The following is a 16,930-nucleotide window of genomic DNA, read 5'->3' on the forward strand; positions in this document are numbered from 1 at the left end:
GACTTCATACGATTTTTGGGCTGTTTAGAGAGGAGAACTGATGCTTCAAGTAAAAGGCTTGTGTGTTATGGATGTTGATGGAACCTTAATCCTAGAAGAAGTGATTGATCTTTTGGGAAGAGAGGTAGGTCGTGAGGAGGAAATTTCGCTGATTACAAGTCGAGCAATGAGAGGAGAGTTAGACTTTGAAAGCAGTTTAAGAAAAAGAGTTTCCTTGTTGGAAGGCCTTCCTATTTCGGTCTTTGATACAGTCTTCAAGTCTATTCATCTATCGCCAAATGCACAGAAATTTATTTCTATTCTCCAAAAGAATGACATCCAAGTTGGTCTGGTGTCAGGTGGTTTTACACCAATAGTTGCGAGATTAGCAAAATCATTTGGTATTACCTATTTCTCTGCCAATCAACTTGAAGTCAAAGATGGTCTTCTAACAGGAAAATTGATTGGACAAATTATTAGTCCTGAGGTTAAAAAAGAGACTCTGGAACAATGGAGAAAGGAACTAAAACTTTCTAAAGAAAGAACGATTGCAATCGGTGATGGGGCTAATGACCTATTAATGTTGAAGTCAGCAGGACTGGGAATTGCTTTTTGTGCCAAAGAGGTACTCAAAAAAGAAATACCACATCATGTTGACAAGAGAGATTTTTTAGAAGTTCTACCTTTGATTGACTTTTTAGAATGAGGAAAAATATGAAGATTGTAATTGCACCAGATTCGTTTAAGGAAAGCTTGACCGCTGAAGAGGTAGCTGAATCTATTAAAAGAGGCTTCCAACAATCGATAGCAGATGTAGAATGTCTCCTCTGCCCTGTTGGTGATGGGGGAGAAGGTACTGTAGATGCTATCCGACATTCTCTTGAACTAGAAGAAAAATGGATTCAAGTTACAGGCCCTTTTGGCCAAAAAGAAACCATACGCTATTTTCAAAAAGAACAACTGGCACTATTTGAAGTGGCTGACTTAGTTGGCCTTGGAAAAATTCCGATAGAGAAACGAAATCCACTTCAAATCCAGACTTGTGGTATTGGAGAGTTGATTCGTCATCTCATTGCTCAAGGGATTAAAGAAATCTATATCGGCGTTGGTGGCACGGCCAGTAATGACGGAGGAATTGGGATCGCTGCTGGTTTAGGTTATCGATTTTATGATAGGGATGGAAATGTCTTGCCTGCATGCGGTCAATCCTTACTAAAATTAGCTTCTGTTTCAACAGAAAATCGCTATGGAATTCCTGAAGATGTTCAAATTCGTATTTTAGCAGATGTCGTGAGTCCCTTATGTGGTCATCAAGGTGCTACCTACATTTTTGGAAAACAAAAAGGTCTAGATCCTACTATGTTTGAAGTCGTAGATCAGGCAATACAAGATTTTTATGAAAAATTCTCACCTGTAACATTGGAAATTAAAGGAGCAGGAGCTGGTGGAGGCATTGCTGGCGGTTTGTGTGCCTTTGCTCAGGCAAATATCGTGTTTGGAATTGATACCTGCTTGAACTTGATCAACTTTGATAAGAAAGTTTTAGATGCTGACTTGGTTATTGTTGGAGAAGGAAAGCTAGATCGTCAAAGTTTAGCAGGTAAAGCACCTATAGGTGTTGCAAAAAGAACCCCTGTCGGAGTTCCTGTCATTGCTATTTGTGGTAGTCTTGCTGAAGATTTACCTCCCTTACCATTTGAGAATATCCAAGCGGCTTTTTCAATTTTGGAGAAAAGTGAACCTTTAGAAGATAGTTTGAAAAATGCCAGCCTCTATCTGGAGCGCACGGCCGCCAATATTGGACATTTATTAAAGATGCGCAAGATTTAGCCAAACCATTTTTTCCATAAGGATGTTTTGGATTGTTCTTCCTTTTTAACTTCCCAAAGTTTTGCAAAAGCAAGTCGAAGGTTCTTTTCTTCTACTTGAACTGGTGCATTGGTGTGGATAATCAGGCCAAAAGGAGAAGAAGTATGCTCTTCAGATACGATGGTAGCTTGACTATCAGTTTCTTTTGCTTCTTTTAAGTAGAAAACTTGCTTGTCAAATTCGATAGTTGGTGAAATCTTCACAAATAGTGGCTCTGCTTTTTCCTGAAGATTTTCTAAAATAGATAAAAAACCTTTTTCAAACTGAGGGCTATTTGCTGTATCAATATCTGCATATCCAAGAACTCTTTCCTCAAAAGTACCAAGATAGCGTCTTTGCTCATCCGGATTTAATTTTGGCCCACCACGAGCTTTTTCAAGTAATTGTTTTGATAAATCTGTCATGAAAACAGTATATCATAAAAGTTAGAATAAAACAGACAAAAGAAAGCGATTACTTTATAAAGTTAAGGAAAATTTGCACAAAGATAACGTTTTTTCTTGAAAAAGGAGGGGTTTTAAGGTATTATAGAGGTGTAAAAAATTTAACTCATAAGGAGAGTAAAAAATGTCAATTATTACTGATGTTTACGCTCGCGAAGTCCTAGACTCACGCGGTAACCCAACACTTGAAGTAGAAGTTTACACTGAATCAGGTGCTTTCGGACGTGGTATGGTTCCATCAGGAGCTTCTACTGGTGAACACGAAGCAGTTGAACTTCGCGACGGTGACAAATCTCGTTACGGTGGTCTTGGTACACAAAAAGCTGTTGACAACGTAAACAACATCATTGCTGAAGCTATCATCGGCTACGATGTACGTGATCAACAAGCTATCGACCGTGCTATGATCGCTCTTGACGGTACTCCTAACAAAGGTAAATTGGGTGCAAACGCAATCCTTGGTGTGTCTATCGCTGTAGCTCGTGCTGCTGCTGACTACCTTGAAATCCCACTTTACAGCTACCTAGGTGGATTCAACACTAAAGTTCTTCCAACTCCAATGATGAACATCATCAACGGTGGTTCTCACTCTGACGCTCCAATCGCTTTCCAAGAATTCATGATCGTACCTGCTGGTGCGCCATCATTCAAAGAAGCTCTTCGTTGGGGTGCTGAAATCTTCCATGCTCTTAAGAAAATCCTTAAATCTCGTGGTTTGGAAACAGCCGTAGGTGACGAAGGTGGATTCGCTCCTCGTTTTGAAGGAACTGAAGACGGAGTTGAAACTATCCTTGCTGCTATCGAAGCTGCTGGATATGTTCCTGGTAAAGACGTATTTATCGGATTTGACTGTGCTTCATCAGAATTCTACGATAAAGAACGTAAAGTTTACGACTACACTAAATTTGAAGGTGAAGGAGCAGCAGTACGTACAGCTGCAGAACAAATCGATTACCTTGAAGAATTGGTAAACAAATACCCAATCATCACTATCGAAGATGGTATGGATGAAAATGACTGGGACGGTTGGAAAGCTCTTACTGAACGTCTTGGTGGTAAAGTTCAATTGGTTGGTGACGACTTCTTCGTAACAAACACTTCTTACCTTGAAAAAGGTATTGCAGAAGGCGCTGCTAACTCAATCCTTATCAAAGTTAACCAAATCGGTACTCTTACTGAAACATTCGACGCTATCGAAATGGCGAAAGAAGCTGGTTACACTGCCGTTGTATCACACCGTTCAGGTGAAACTGAAGATTCAACAATCGCTGACATCGCAGTTGCTACTAATGCAGGACAAATCAAGACTGGTTCACTTTCACGTACAGACCGTATCGCTAAATACAACCAATTGCTTCGCATCGAAGACCAACTTGGTGAAGTAGCAGAATACCGTGGATTGAAATCATTCTACAATCTTAAGAAATAATCGTTGATTTAACAACGTTTCTAGCCCCTCGGAATTTATCCGAAGGGCTATTTTTGTATTTAGGGGGCAAAAAAGGGGCAAAACTTTTTAAAAAATCTTGTTCATAACTTTATCCAGTACATTGATTGCTTCATCTTTCATGTTCTTTTTGACGTGGATGTAGATGGAACTAGTAACTTCAGAGTCGGAATCACCAACCCTGTCCGTGATTGTTTTTAAAGGAATTTTATTTTCTGATAAAATATTGGCCATCGCAGGCAGCATGCTTTTATAGGTGCTCAATTTGATTTATTTTTGTGGAATCCTCTTATTTTGGGATGAATACCAATTATAAGTGATTTGCATATCCAGGATATTACAAAGAAAAGCAAGCTAATGGGCACATAAATTTTATTTCATATTTTTTAAAACTGTTAGCAATTGTATTTGATATGATCAAATAAGATTAATAGTTTATTGAATCCCTTCCTTATAGATTACATAATTAAATTTATGTAATCTATAAACTATCCAAGGCATTCTTTTGTTCATCATTTACGATATGGGTATAGAGGTCAGTGACTTGTGTACTGGCGTGACCTAGCTGGTGACTAACCAAAACTTGCGATTTAGTAGCATCATAGAGCCTAGTTGCTAGAGTATGGCGCAGTTTGTGGGGGGTTACACGAACTTTGAAGTCTTCAGAGTATTTAGCAACCATTTTCTCAACGCTAGAAGTATCGATACGATTAGGAACACCTCTGTAGAGAGTCAAAAAGAGGGCTGTATCTGTTTTTTCCGTCTTATAGCGTTGATTCCGAATGGCTAGATAATTCTCTAGATAAGGCTTAGCAAAGGCAGCGACATTGACCGAGTCACGTTTGCCACCTTTTCGGGTGACATCAATAACCATCATCTTGAGGTTGAGATCTCTTAGATCCAGATTAACAGCTTCAGATAAGCGAACACCCGATGCCAAGAGAAGGGCAATAATGGCCAAATCACGTTCTTTATTTTTATTAAACGATGATAGAGCACGATTTGAGAGCTGTTGTGGGTAATCTTGGTCTATATAAGTCAGAAACCCTTCTGTTTCATCACCTAGAAAGAGCTTTTGTTTGATGTTTTCAGCTCTGGCAGCAAGTGTCTCTTTCTTTTTCTTGGTTGAAACTTTCTTCATTACATTACGATAGAAATAAGGTTCCCCCTGGTCATTTTCAACTTCCTCGGTCAGATACTTGTAAAGACTAGAAAGTGCCGACAAGGTCCGATTGATAGTTGTCTGAGAAACTCCTTGCTTGGTTGTATTAGCATTCAGCAAAGGACGTTCTCGTAGATACAGGATAAAGGATTCCATGTCTTTTTTTGACATATTTTCTAAGACCGATAAAGGGATATCAGATATTTTATTGGCATTTGAAATACCAGACTCCATAACCCAGCTGAAAAATCGATCATATTCCTTGAGGTATTCGTACAAGGTTGTAAAGCTGTAGGGAACGGCAAGCTTAGATTGGTAGTATTCCAGAACATACCAGGGCATGATTTGTTTTAGTTTGTCGATTCGTTCCAGTAAAATCTCACGTTTCATGTATTTTCTCCATAAATAAGTCTACTAGTAGTATAGCATAGGCTTATGTATTTTTCAAGAAAATTATAGTTTTTCGGAAAGATGTTGTAGGAGTTTTTTTAAAGTGATAGACATAATTAGATCTGTAACCAAAAGATTTTTTTTGAGCTAATCATTGTCAATTATGTACTTTATTTAAGTGAAAACTAAAAATTTTTCATACGAAATCGTTGATAGTATACATCGTATGATAATGCTTTTCCTCGTCTATTAAGATTTAATGATCCATAGACCTTCTCATACTTCTTACCTTCCAGATAAGTCATATAGTCATTGTAGGTGTCTAAAAAGACCTCTAAGAAGATATAAGGTACTGCTTGAAGTCTTTCCTTTTCTTTTCAATCCGTCCAGTTGGCTTTAAATCGCTTCTAAGAGGTATTTCTTTTCGTAAGTCAATTTCAATTTTAAATACTTGGCCATCACTTTGGTGAAATAAAATATCTGGCCCTAGAGGACTATCTTCACGTCTTACGTTGCATGCTTCTGATGGTCTTAAACCAACAAAGGCTCCCAAGGCTACAACCATAAGTAGATCTTTATGATAGTGTGCAATGTGAGAAAACAACATCTCAAAGGCGCTATTTGGCATATCACGAAAAATAGCTTTCTCAGTGTTGCTATCATCCACGTAGATTTCAAAATTTGGTTCTTTACGCTTTACAACTCGTCCTCTACTATTCGTAAAAGTCGTCGTAGAATACAATTCTTCTACTTTTAACTTAGCCTTCTCCTTTCGCTCACTTAAATAAAGAGTTAAGAAGTCAAGAACTGCATTTACGCATTTTTCAACAGTGCTTTTCTTTCTTTTTCCTCTATCCCCTGGTAATTGAGATAATCCATAAAGCGTAAAAAACTCTCTAATCATTTCAAGTGTAAGTTGATCTACACTTTTAAGTCCAAGAGTACCAAATATAAAATTTAGAAACTTAACAACATAAGAAAAGCATTTATTCCCATCATCTGAGATCGACCTGATTTTTGAAGCAGATTTAACATAACGATGAAAATCAGTAAATTGTAGATTGCCGTCATCGTGCTTTAAAACGATAAATTGTTTTGTTACGATGTTGTTGTCACCTAAAACCAGCGAATGTTTATAAACTACAAATTTCATTTCTTCTCCATTTGTTAATTAAATAATTAACTATTTGACTTTATTATAACTTTTTGATAGAATTCTTGTAAAGTGAAAACTTAACAAAAAGAGAAAAATAAAAAAAGTTAATTAACAAAAGTAAAGGAAAATAAGTCATACATGTTTTCAGGTCAACGTTTAAAATCTCTTCGAAAAGAGAAAAAAATGAGCCAAGAAAAACTCGGCTCTCTGTTAAATATTTCTAAAGTTGCAGTCTGTAACTGGGAGAACGCAAAATCTTTTCCAACCATGGACAATCTAAATGAACTTGCTAAGGTTCTTGAGGTTGAACCTCATTATTTCGAGGAGCATAGCGAAGTGATCAGCATCTATCGTCAATTAAATAAAGCTAACAAAAATAAAGTTGTCGTATATTCCTCAGAATTACTTGAGGAACAAGAAAAATTCGATAACAAGGTTGTTGATCTATTCAGTTATAAAACCTATGAAGGTCTTTCTGCAGGAACAGGCTACTCCTACTTTGGAGATGGGGAATATACTCTTACTTATTCAACTGAGAATATTCCTCATGATTTTGCCTCATGGGTTGTAGGTGACTCAATGGAACCAGAACTTCCTGATGGTGATGTAGTTTTGATTAAACAATCCACAAACATCGAGGATGGCCAAATTTATGCGATTGAGTTTAATAACCAAACATATGTAAAAAAAGTATATCGTCACAAAACGTATCTACGACTTGTTTCAATAAATGAGAAGTATGATGATATATATGCTCCATATGAAGAAAACCCTCGAATTATTGGAAAGATTGTTGGTCATTTTACACCTATTGATGATGTGAAATAAGATTATATTAATGATAAAGAATTATATTTAAAAAGGTTTTAAGTGGAAAGATTCTTTTTCCTGGACTTTTTTAAAAAAATAAATTATAATAGAGAAAATACTTAGAAAGAGGTTCTTAATGCCATACGCAATAGATTTATTTTGTGGTGCAGGGGGTTGTTCGGAAGGATTAATCCAGTCAGGTTTTCATATTTTATTTAGCTCAGATATCAGTGAGATGGTAGAAAAAACTTATGTAAATAGACACGAACAACTTGGATTGATACAAGGAAAAAATACTTGGTTTGAAAGACGTGACATTCGAGAGTTGACAGGATCAGATATAAAAAAACATATCTCTGAATTAGAAATTTTTAAAAACAAAGAAATACCTGAAATTGATTTAATCATGGGAGGTCCAAGCTGCCAAGGATTTTCAAGAGCTGGTAGAAGAGATAAATCCGATCCTCGCAATATGCTTTTTGGCGAATATGTGAGAGTTGTCAATGAAATTCATCCAAAATATATTATTTTAGAAAATGTTGAAGGATTTATGGATATGCAGTTCCTAGGGTATAAAGGGATTACAGGTATTGAATACCCTGATGGATCAGTTACACCTGATATATTAAAGTCTGAGTTAAATGAAATAGGATATGAAACTTTAGAACCTAGAATATTAAATGCTGCCGATTATGGGGTTCCTCAAAGACGGAATAGAGTTATTTTTATTGGGTATAAGAAAGGTCTTAAACAACCTCAATACCCTGCCCCTACTCACGGTCCAGAGAATTATATTTCACTTGAAGAAGCTATCGGAGATCTTATTATTGATAAAGAGATCAAAGAAATGGTTAACCCATCTCCTTCCACTTATCAAAATAAAAGCAAAGAAGGTAGGACACCAAGTCTAAATGGAGAACCAATCGCTTCTAAAAAGATATTGAATAATGAGGTATCAAAACAAACTGATATTGTAAAAGAACGCTTCTCGTTGTTTAAGCAAGGTGAAACTGGGACCGCTTTAAGAAAAAGAATTTTTGAAGAAGGTATTGATTTATCTGGGCACAAAGCGTTAATTCAGTTATGTTGTGAAAAATTAAACCTTTCTAAACAAGAGGTCGTTTCTAAATTTAAAGATAAAAATGTAAGTAAAGAATATTTAGATGTCCTTCTTACTAAGAAAAATATAAGACAACGTTGGGCACCAGATCAGCCATCGGCTACTATTGTAACGATTGCTGATGATTATATAAGCCCTTGGGAAAATCGAACTTTTACAGTTAGGGAAATGGCACGCTGTCAATCTTTTGATGATTCATTTGAATTTTTAGGAAAACGTACAACTGGTGGGCTTAAGAGACGGGTTGAAGTTCCTCAGTATACTCAAGTAGGTAACGCTGTACCACCACTCCTAGCAAAAGCATTAGCTGATGAAATACTGAAAGTTTTATAATTTAGCATCATAAAAACAAAAACTTATAATCAGAATTAAACTATTTCTGATTATAAGTTTTTTATGTTATAAATTTATAATTTAAAATAATTAAATGTTGAATTTAACTGAGGTATAGCCATACCAATTGTATTAATAACAAGGTTATTGTACCCAGTATGTAAGTTTCTATTAACTAATTCTTTAACTGAGCTAGCAACACCGCTTTTAGAAGGAAGACCCCAGTAATTTCCACCAGAAAGATTTAAAACACGTAAAACGGACGTAGAAGTAGTTTTAAATGTATCTTTACCATCTTTTTTAAGTTTGTTGGATGGTAATGTAACAAACGAATAGGTAAATCTCTTTACATAACGAATTGATTTGCCGTTTATTCCAACAGATATGCCATTTCTAAAGTTATCAGCTTGGTATACTGCGTCCCATAACATAGGAATTTGAGCGTTATCATTCCAATTTGTTTTGCATTGAATGATGTGAACTTCTATATCATTAAAATCACGTTCGACGAGAGCGTTAATTATTTCTTTATAATTATATTTACTTCTTGCTGTCTTGTACGTGGGTATTGGATTTGTTGAACCAGCGCCATTAATATTGATTGAATTTTTATCAATTGTATAATCTAGCTTATCAGGAAATGTGATTGCAATTAAATCGGATTCTGTATTTGAATTTGAATTTCCATATGTCACAGTAATAGCATCTGCAATTGGATCAGGAATCAATTCTTTTTTGTGTTTTATCACGACAGTTCTCCTGTTTACTGTACATAGATTTAAGTACCAGCAAACAATCGCTTCCCAGCACGCACCCCCCTCAGAAACAGAACTTTGTGAGCGCCCTGCTTGACCAGTTACACTAAAAACTTCTCTTAAATGGTCTCCGATATTAAGAACTTCTTGCTGCGTGGGAATTTGACCTGAAATAAGATTCTGTATTTCAGCATGCCAAGTTGGCCAAGAGTTATCAAAGCTCTTTAAAGAAAATAAGTTATTTACAGACATTTCTCGAAGATATTCTACTATATTTTGAGGCATATTATATACTCCTTCTCACTCTTTTTGTTTTTATAATTCTTCAATTTCCTTAAATATTTCAGAAGTAGGAATTTCCAATCCTTTAGATATTTTTTGAATGTTTTTCAAAGATATATTCCGTTTACCGTTTTCAACAGTTGCGTAATAAGTTCGATCCATGCAGATACTTAAAGCAAATTTTTCCTGACTATAACCTTTGAGTCTTCTATGTTTCTTTATAATTTGACCAAATTTTTCTAATAAATCATTCTCATCACACAAATTTATCACCTAATTAAAAATCTATTATTTGTATACTACAATAATTCTGTCTATAAAGCAACGGGTTTTAAGCAACTTTTAAGTCGATTAGTTAAATGAATTTAGACAATTGCTTTTTATAACGACTATAAATTGTATGCTCAATGCTATAATTTATCTTCCGAATCTACTTCTTCATAATTTATCGGAATTAAAGCAACTTCACTGCTTAGAGTAGATTGTTTTTCATTTTCACTTATTTGAATGGCATTTTTGAGTGAAAAAATAACTTCTCTTACAAGATTTAATAAATCTAATGCAAACTCTTGAAGTTCAAATTCAGTTAGATACAGTCTAGTTTCATTATTTTCTTCACTTCCATCAAAAAAATTCAATGTTATATTAGTAAACCTGTGCTCTAAATAATTTCTAATAATTTTCAATCGCTTTGAATTTGGATTAGCTGTTAAACAATTATTACCATTATCAAAATCTTTCGCTATCCAAAATATAGATGACAGACCAATGTTCTTATCCAAACATTTATTTAAATCACTATTAGACCTCCAAATTGAATGAAAATTTACTTGTCTAGTCTCAATTTTTAGAGAATAATATTCATTTATAAACATTGCAACTTTATCTAATAATGAATATAGTGTTTTAAAAGCAGCTTTTAAACCTTCAACTCTGATAGAGTATTGTACGTAGTCTAGACAATCAATAAGATTAACATTCTCGTCAGCATAATGAACCGAATCAATTTCAATGCTATTAAAACAGAGATAACGCGCATAAACATATTCTTGCTTAATTTGATTAAACATAGAAATATACTTGTTTAAATCTTTATCCGATTGAAATAATAAACTTGGTAGTAAAAGATTATCATCATATCTATTTATATCGTCAGCTTGTAAGTCATTAAGTGGATTAAGATACAGCCCGTTGTTCCAACACCATTCACGATACTTTTGTGAATCAGGGTTATAATCGATGGTTTTACAAGAGCATTCATCTAAGTCTTTATAATTAAGATATTGTTCGTAAAGTTCAATAAATCGCTTTTCTGCATTATCAACTCTGTTTGGATCCGAAATAGTTATGCTTGTTTCTATTAAATTTTTAATCTTTTTAATGAAGTGAAGGTGTTCGTTATCATTCAAAAAATTACGATAATGATGTAGACAAATAGCCAAGTTACCACTAGCCATTGTGAATCTTGGATTGATTTGTATACATTTACAATACATCTTAATAGCTAACTGTTTTCTACCACAAGCATCTAATAGATTTGCGTAATTTGTGTATAGTGAACATAATAATGGGTGAATAAAGCTATTGTTCTCTGGATATATATCAATATTATTTGAAATTTCGATAGCTTTTCTAAAGTAATAAATTTGTTGAACTGTACAATCGGTATCTATGTTGAATACTAGGTTATCACTTAGTTCAAATATATCACCATATGCTGTCCCAATAGAATAAAATAAGTGAATTTTGGAAATGTCATCAATAGTATTTTCCATATTTTTTCCAAATTCTATTAGTCTATAGATTTCCTCTATATTTTTATGTTTAAAAGCATTATCGAAATCCATTGACAATTTAAGTACACTATGATTTTCCTTTATTTTCCTGTTCTTCAACTAACATATCAGATAAAAACTCTTTTATCATGTCCCAATTAAAATTTTCTTTAAATCCTTTAGTTTTCTATTCTTTGATAATGAATGGGTTTTACACTGTTCCAAAAATAAATGTGTTGAAAATTCCTTCTTCATGATCATGAGACTAAAAGATTGACTCTTGCCTCGGATTTCTGACGAAAATTAGGAGATAGTTATTATCATGAATTTTCTAAAAGCTACCAAACGAGGAAACCCTATAACTTAGTTATTAAATACTTACGGCCATCCCTAATCCTCAATACAATCTAGTATCGCGTTGTACATTCTTAAGTATTGTTCTCCAACTTTACCACTTAGTAGTGTACAATCATCATATTCATTAATATCACTCTCATCATAATCAAACATTAAATGAAAGTCATCCATTTCTCCATAGTAAACTTTTTCTGAATAATAAAGAAATTCCGCATCTGTTCTAAACTGATATCCAGTAATGTCAATTATGTAATTATTTTCTAACATTAACCATGTGTGAGATTGATTATCCCAAGAAGTTTCACCGTATTTTGTACCATTTACTTCATAAGTATACACGCCGTTTTCATACAAAAATTTAGCTAATAGTGAACTTCCAGAACCACAGCACCCTCTCGGAAAATTTTTTAAGGTTGGGTCTGAATCTAGTAAACCCTCTTCTTTTGCAACTTCAATTGCTTCACGAAATTTTTTTGATAACATATATACCTTATTGTTCATAAGATACCACCCATCCTGAATTTCATCAGTTTTAATAGTAATAGACTTAATTGGCTTGGCTATATCATCTATTGAGAAGTATTGGTCAATTAATACTAAAGAGAAGATCGGCACAACAAAATAATTGTCTGCTGTTTTTCATTATTTTATAAATTATTTGTTCAAATAAATTTCTCCCGTTGGTATTAAAGACGTTAAATTAATTTGTGATAAGTTTGTCGTTATTTACTATGAAGCATTTCGTTTTTTTTGTTTTAGCTTCTAAAATAATACCTCTAAGGTGTTTTCTTAAGATTGATGAATCAACATATATCTCTTTAAAGAAAATTTATAATCCTACTGTCCTCTATAATTGTTTATTTTCTTCCTTGGTAACGGATAATACTCGCATAATCATATCATCATCCCAACTAGAGATATCAATGTTCACATTTTTATCTTTACACATTGCTTTAATCAATCTTAATAAGGTTTTATTACTATTGTCAGTAAAAAGATTGTCATAACACTCAATCACTTTTTTATTATCTGAAAAAATAATAGGGATTTTCCCCAATGTTTTATTTAACTCAGTAGTATCCCCTTTATGGTCATCTTTCAACATAAATCTACAACTAAAAAATTCGATAACAAAATCCCTCTTCATTTTCTTAACCAAGGTTTTACGTTGATAATACTCTGAAATAAAGACACCAATAATCCCTGATGTGATGACTGAGGTAATTATAGTATTGATAATATTCAATTTAAAACTTCCTTTCGCAACTTATTAATTACATTATATCATTAATTAATGATATCTTATTAAAGTGGATATTCAAATTTATGATAAAATAGTGTTATTAATTTGAATTAGAGGTTATTGTGATGGAAAATCCTTGGATAGATACTACTTCGGAAATATATAATGGTGAGAAGATAATCGTTGCTACTGCGGACCTGAAATATATTAAAAAGCTATTAAATTCAAAAAAATATCCCCCAGTAGATAAAGTAGATGATGATGCTAATGAAAAAACAAAGAAAGCAGCCAAAGAAAAATATAAACTCCGACTAAATGTTTATCCTCAACATTTTGTTGGTGATATAGATAATGCAAAAATTATAATTTTAAGTTTAAACCCAGGCTATAGCACAGAATATTATGATGCTTATAAAAACAGCACTAATAAAGACGGCATTAAATACGAACAAACTATAAAAGAAAATCTAGAAATGGAACAGCCATTCTTCCACGCATTTGAATTAGCAAATGAAAGTGATCTAGGATATTGGGGAAATAAAATGAAATGCTGGGTTGAAGACCATGATGAAAAAGATAATGAAAAGGATAAAGAAAAATATAACAAAAAAATTATTAAATCTTTAAAAAAGATAACTAAAAATATTGCACTTGCTGAGTTCTTTCCCTACCATTCTATGTCTTATAACGATATGTATGACAAATTAGCTAAAGGTACTTCCCAAAATAGTAACAGAAAGATAAAAGATTACCTTCCTACACAAAAATTCCTCTTCAGAAAAATTAAAAAAAGAATAGATGACAAAAATGATAAAGTGATAATAATTCTTACTCGTTCCTTTGCAAAATGGTACGAAGCGATCCCTGAATTGAAAAATTACGAAAATTGTTTTGAAGTAAACAACCCTAATAATCCTTCTCTAAAACCAAAAAATATCTTAAAAGTAACAAGAATATCAGTTGAATCAAAAATTAACAATTTATTAAATGACCTTAATAAAGAAGTTCAAACACAAGAATAGTAGCTATCAATAAAATAGCTACTTTATTTTTAAAAATGTACAATTGAACCACCACTTCTTCTGCTGTTACTTGAGTAAAAAATGTACAAATCAATTTCTTAGATTTGAGGATATTATGTACTATAAAACACACAAAATACCACTCCAGAATAATGTACAAAACAAAAATAAAGTACACTTTTCAAAGAATGTACTTTATGCTTCTAATTCAGTTGTATCAATGGTTTAGTTTTAGTTTAATTAATTGTACATAAACTTTTAGTTTTTGAGTAAAACAGATCTAAATCTTTGGAGTTATTATTGTGAATCATTATCTAGTGCTTTTTCTAGTTTCCAAATACTAAACCAGAATGAATATGAGATACAAAATACATTGTATAATTGCTATTGTTTTCTTTTTCATGATTTTAATCTTACTGTACAGATTTTATGCAGTAAACTTCTTTCTAGCTTTATCATTTCTAACTTAATTATAGTCTTATATTTGTATGTGAAATGTTTTATCAGTAAAAAAGAGGGGAAGTCCCCCTCTCAAGATTTTATTTGACTGCTTCTTTCAAAGCATCTACCTTGTCCAAGCGTTCCCATGGAAGGTCAATATCTGTACGTCCTATGTGTCCATAAGCCGCTGTTTGACGGTAAATTGGACGCTTAAGGTCCAGCATTTGAATAATTCCTGCAGGACGAAGGTCAAAGATTTGACGAGCCGCTTTTTCGAGCTTGCTTTCAGCTACACTTCCTGTACCAAAGGTATCGATACGAACAGAAACAGGTTGGGCAACACCGATAGCGTAGGCCAATTGAACTTCTGCCTTCTTAGCAAGGCCTGCTGCAACGATGTTCTTGGCAATATAGCGAGCCGCATATGACGCAGAACGATCCACCTTAGTCGCATCTTTACCAGAGAAGGCACCGCCACCATGACGAGAGTAGCCACCATAAGTATCTACGATAATCTTACGACCAGTCAAGCCTGAGTCTCCTTGAGGTCCACCGATTACAAAGCGACCAGTTGGATTGATAAAGAATTTTGTTTGCTCATCCAAGTAAGAGGATGGAATAACCTCTTTGATAACCTTATTAATGACATCATTGTGAATTTGTTCGTTGCTGACTTCTGGATCGTGCTGAGTTGAAATAACGACCGTGTCCACACGTACTGGACGGTCATTTTCATCATACTCAACTGTAACTTGTGATTTAGCATCTGGGCGAAGATAGCTGATTTCACCAGTCTTACGAAGTTCTGCCAGACGACGAACCAATTTATGACTGAGTGAAATTGGCAATGGCATGAGCTCTTCTGTTTCATCCACTGCAAATCCAAACATGAGACCTTGGTCACCAGCACCAATCAAGTCAAGTGGATCTTGATCTGCATTTCCACGAACCTCCAAGGCTTCGTTAACCCCTTGTGCGATATCTGGTGACTGCTCAACAAGTGACGGATGAACTCCCACCGTCTCAGCAGAAAATCCATATTCTGTATTGGTGTAACCAATCTCTGCAATGGTATCACGAACCACACGGTTAATATCCACATAGGCATTTGTAGAAATTTCACCAAAAACATGGACGGAACCAGTATATACAGCTGTCTCAGCAGCAACGTGCGCCTCTGGATCCTTAGCTAAAATAGCATCCAAAATCGCATCTGAAATTTGGTCTGCAATCTTATCTGGATGCCCCTCAGATACAGATTCAGACGTGAATAATTTACGTTCTGACATAAAAATGTCCCCTCTTAAAAAATATTGTTATAGAGTTACAAAGTACTGATAGGTATTTTCATTTTCTAATAGTTACGACGCGAAAGAAATAAAAACGATACTTTTTTATTTCTGAAGCTAGTAAGGCGCATAGGGTGACCGCGTTATAGCGGCAACCGTAGAATGACGAGCCGACTACTTTGGAGCCGTCATTCTTTGCGAGTTACAAAGTACTGATAGGAAAACTCTTAGTGATAAATACCTACCATCTTATCGGGACTATATAACTTTATCATTATACCATTTTTAAGTGCAATTTGCAGTCTATATACTCAATAAAAATCAAAGAATAGTTTTTTGATTATAGATAAAACTGACTAAATCAGTAACATATACCTAATACAAGATGACGCTAACTTGTTTTGAAGAGTATTAATGTACTGTTTCAATTTCTACTAACCTATTTTCAATAGGTGTTTTACAACCTTAATATTATGCGTACTATTATTTTCAAACTATCGTGTCCTGAACAATAGTTTGAAAATGAAAAGGGACTTTATTCTTTTTGTAACCTTACTGTAATAATTATCCGATTAAAAAATGATAAAATAGGTATGTACAGTTAAGGAGAGAATAATGCCTGTAAGAAAATTACAATCCTATGAGGTAGACTATCAAGAAGAATTAAATCACCAGATTCCTCGCTATCAAGATTATACACCTGAAGCACAATCTGATACCAATCTCAAGGAAATCCTATTTTTTGTTAATATTGCTGTTTTTTGTATCTGTATTGCTATCTTTAGTTTTATCTTTTTAGCATTAAAATTATCAACTGCTCTTACATTTGTCGCAGCAATCGGATTTAGCTTACTTGTTTTAAAAGTCCAACGCTCTATTATCAAACGAAAATTTAGAAGATAAATCATACCCCACGTCTAATCAAGTTGATTTGTAAAAAATTAAGGAGAACAGAGGATTTAAGATGAAAAATGTGTTATTCATCTTAAATCCTCTGTTTTTTTGACCAGCTTACCAAATATAATTATCTACTTAATTGAATAACGTGTAACCTTTT

At 33.9% G+C, this 16,930-nt stretch carries 16 protein-coding genes and 1 pseudogene; 7 read left to right on the plus strand and 10 right to left on the minus strand.

What is annotated here, in order from left to right:
* Nucleotides 1-40 precede the first annotated feature (40 nt).
* Nucleotides 41-685, plus strand: a complete 645-nt coding sequence (gene serB / locus QM424_RS01175; RefSeq protein WP_084890158.1) for a phosphoserine phosphatase SerB — start codon at nucleotides 41-43, stop codon at nucleotides 683-685.
* 8 nt (nucleotides 686-693) lie between these two features.
* Nucleotides 694-1,809, plus strand: a complete 1,116-nt coding sequence (locus QM424_RS01180; RefSeq protein WP_414392682.1) for a glycerate kinase — start codon at nucleotides 694-696, stop codon at nucleotides 1,807-1,809.
* On the opposite strand, the gene QM424_RS01185 is transcribed toward QM424_RS01180, so the two are convergent.
* Nucleotides 1,806-2,252, minus strand: a complete 447-nt coding sequence (locus QM424_RS01185) for a DUF1694 domain-containing protein (RefSeq protein ID WP_084890154.1) — start codon at nucleotides 2,250-2,252, stop codon at nucleotides 1,806-1,808. The genes QM424_RS01180 and QM424_RS01185 overlap by 4 nt on opposite strands.
* 163 nt (nucleotides 2,253-2,415) lie before the next feature.
* On the opposite strand from QM424_RS01185, the gene eno reads away from it, so the two are divergent.
* Entirely contained in the window at nucleotides 2,416-3,720 is a 1,305-nt protein-coding gene (gene eno / locus QM424_RS01190; RefSeq protein WP_000022821.1) for a surface-displayed alpha-enolase, read from the plus strand.
* 87 nt (nucleotides 3,721-3,807) lie between these two features.
* On the opposite strand, the pseudogene QM424_RS01195 reads toward eno, so the two are convergent.
* From QM424_RS01195 to QM424_RS01205, 3 genes and pseudogenes are all read right to left on the minus strand, one after another.
* Nucleotides 3,808-3,966 (minus strand): annotated as a pseudogene (locus tag QM424_RS01195) (integrase); the annotation flags it as partial.
* A gap of 253 nt (nucleotides 3,967-4,219) precedes the next feature.
* Nucleotides 4,220-5,290, minus strand: coding sequence for a tyrosine recombinase XerS (gene xerS / locus QM424_RS01200; protein WP_414392683.1), 1,071 nt, complete (start codon nucleotides 5,288-5,290; stop codon nucleotides 4,220-4,222).
* Nucleotides 5,291-5,624: 334 nt separating this feature from the next.
* Nucleotides 5,625-6,443, minus strand: a complete 819-nt coding sequence (locus QM424_RS01205; RefSeq protein ID WP_414392684.1) for a hypothetical protein — start codon at nucleotides 6,441-6,443, stop codon at nucleotides 5,625-5,627.
* A 141-nt stretch (nucleotides 6,444-6,584) separates the two neighbouring features.
* On the opposite strand from QM424_RS01205, the gene QM424_RS01210 reads away from it, so the two are divergent.
* Together QM424_RS01210 and QM424_RS01215 are read left to right on the plus strand one after the other, a co-directional pair.
* Nucleotides 6,585-7,274: an XRE family transcriptional regulator gene (locus QM424_RS01210; RefSeq protein WP_414392685.1), complete on the plus strand. Its 690-nt coding sequence runs from the start codon at nucleotides 6,585-6,587 to the stop codon at nucleotides 7,272-7,274.
* Between the two features lie 118 nt (nucleotides 7,275-7,392).
* Nucleotides 7,393-8,709, plus strand: a complete 1,317-nt coding sequence (locus tag QM424_RS01215; RefSeq protein ID WP_001145974.1) for a DNA cytosine methyltransferase — start codon at nucleotides 7,393-7,395, stop codon at nucleotides 8,707-8,709.
* A gap of 74 nt (nucleotides 8,710-8,783) precedes the next feature.
* Here QM424_RS01215 and QM424_RS01220 read toward each other — a convergent pair whose 3' ends face one another.
* The 5 genes from QM424_RS01220 to QM424_RS01240 all read right to left on the minus strand — a co-directional run bounded on the left by QM424_RS01220 (nucleotide 8,784) and on the right by QM424_RS01240 (nucleotide 13,124).
* Nucleotides 8,784-9,749, minus strand: a complete 966-nt coding sequence (locus QM424_RS01220) for a hypothetical protein (protein WP_414392686.1) — start codon at nucleotides 9,747-9,749, stop codon at nucleotides 8,784-8,786.
* Between the two features lie 30 nt (nucleotides 9,750-9,779).
* Complete coding sequence (locus tag QM424_RS01225; RefSeq protein ID WP_414300305.1) at nucleotides 9,780-10,010, minus strand: helix-turn-helix domain-containing protein; 231 nt, start codon at nucleotides 10,008-10,010, stop codon at nucleotides 9,780-9,782.
* Between the two features lie 146 nt (nucleotides 10,011-10,156).
* Complete coding sequence (locus tag QM424_RS01230) at nucleotides 10,157-11,521, minus strand: LA2681 family HEPN domain-containing protein (RefSeq protein ID WP_414392687.1); 1,365 nt, start codon at nucleotides 11,519-11,521, stop codon at nucleotides 10,157-10,159.
* Between the two features lie 390 nt (nucleotides 11,522-11,911).
* Nucleotides 11,912-12,379 carry a hypothetical protein gene (locus QM424_RS01235; protein WP_127820783.1) on the minus strand — a complete coding sequence of 156 codons (468 nt, stop codon included), beginning with the start codon at nucleotides 12,377-12,379 and terminating at the stop codon, nucleotides 11,912-11,914.
* Between the two features lie 346 nt (nucleotides 12,380-12,725).
* On the minus strand, nucleotides 12,726-13,124 hold the full coding sequence (locus tag QM424_RS01240) for a DUF6680 family protein (RefSeq protein WP_232019718.1): 399 nt from the start codon (nucleotides 13,122-13,124) through the stop codon (nucleotides 12,726-12,728).
* A gap of 122 nt (nucleotides 13,125-13,246) precedes the next feature.
* Between QM424_RS01240 and QM424_RS01245 the strand changes: the two genes are divergently transcribed.
* Nucleotides 13,247-14,143, plus strand: coding sequence for a hypothetical protein (locus QM424_RS01245; RefSeq protein WP_414392688.1), 897 nt, complete (start codon nucleotides 13,247-13,249; stop codon nucleotides 14,141-14,143).
* Nucleotides 14,144-14,682: 539 nt separating this feature from the next.
* Here QM424_RS01245 and metK read toward each other — a convergent pair.
* Entirely contained in the window at nucleotides 14,683-15,873 is a 1,191-nt protein-coding gene (gene metK, locus QM424_RS01250) for a methionine adenosyltransferase (RefSeq protein ID WP_414392689.1), read from the minus strand.
* Nucleotides 15,874-16,488: 615 nt separating this feature from the next.
* On the opposite strand from metK, the gene QM424_RS01255 reads away from it, so the two are divergent.
* Nucleotides 16,489-16,776 carry a DUF3270 domain-containing protein gene (locus QM424_RS01255; protein ID WP_414392690.1) on the plus strand — a complete coding sequence of 96 codons (288 nt, stop codon included), beginning with the start codon at nucleotides 16,489-16,491 and terminating at the stop codon, nucleotides 16,774-16,776.
* Nucleotides 16,777-16,930 lie beyond the last annotated feature (154 nt).

Source organism: Streptococcus mitis (assembly GCF_047464945.1).
Classification (GTDB): Bacteria; Bacillota; Bacilli; order Lactobacillales; family Streptococcaceae; genus Streptococcus; species Streptococcus mitis_EA.

What these genes read in the sequence shown, in the direction of transcription:
- serB (WP_084890158.1), top strand. Translation starts at nt 41, where the DNA reads ATGCTTCAAGTAAAAGGCTTGTGTGTTATGGATGTTGATGGAACCTTA.
- QM424_RS01180 (WP_414392682.1), top strand. Translation starts at nt 694, where the DNA reads ATGAAGATTGTAATTGCACCAGATTCGTTTAAGGAAAGCTTGACCGCT.
- QM424_RS01185 (WP_084890154.1), bottom strand. Translation starts at nt 2,252, where the DNA reads ATGACAGATTTATCAAAACAATTACTTGAAAAAGCTCGTGGTGGGCCA.
- eno (WP_000022821.1), top strand. Translation starts at nt 2,416, where the DNA reads ATGTCAATTATTACTGATGTTTACGCTCGCGAAGTCCTAGACTCACGC.
- xerS (WP_414392683.1), bottom strand. Translation starts at nt 5,290, where the DNA reads ATGAAACGTGAGATTTTACTGGAACGAATCGACAAACTAAAACAAATC.
- QM424_RS01205 (WP_414392684.1), bottom strand. Translation starts at nt 6,443, where the DNA reads ATGAAATTTGTAGTTTATAAACATTCGCTGGTTTTAGGTGACAACAAC.
- QM424_RS01210 (WP_414392685.1), top strand. Translation starts at nt 6,585, where the DNA reads ATGTTTTCAGGTCAACGTTTAAAATCTCTTCGAAAAGAGAAAAAAATG.
- QM424_RS01215 (WP_001145974.1), top strand. Translation starts at nt 7,393, where the DNA reads ATGCCATACGCAATAGATTTATTTTGTGGTGCAGGGGGTTGTTCGGAA.
- QM424_RS01220 (WP_414392686.1), bottom strand. Translation starts at nt 9,749, where the DNA reads ATGCCTCAAAATATAGTAGAATATCTTCGAGAAATGTCTGTAAATAAC.
- QM424_RS01230 (WP_414392687.1), bottom strand. Translation starts at nt 11,521, where the DNA reads ATGGAAAATACTATTGATGACATTTCCAAAATTCACTTATTTTATTCT.
- QM424_RS01235 (WP_127820783.1), bottom strand. Translation starts at nt 12,379, where the DNA reads ATGAACAATAAGGTATATATGTTATCAAAAAAATTTCGTGAAGCAATT.
- QM424_RS01245 (WP_414392688.1), top strand. Translation starts at nt 13,247, where the DNA reads ATGGAAAATCCTTGGATAGATACTACTTCGGAAATATATAATGGTGAG.
- metK (WP_414392689.1), bottom strand. Translation starts at nt 15,873, where the DNA reads ATGTCAGAACGTAAATTATTCACGTCTGAATCTGTATCTGAGGGGCAT.
- QM424_RS01255 (WP_414392690.1), top strand. Translation starts at nt 16,489, where the DNA reads ATGCCTGTAAGAAAATTACAATCCTATGAGGTAGACTATCAAGAAGAA.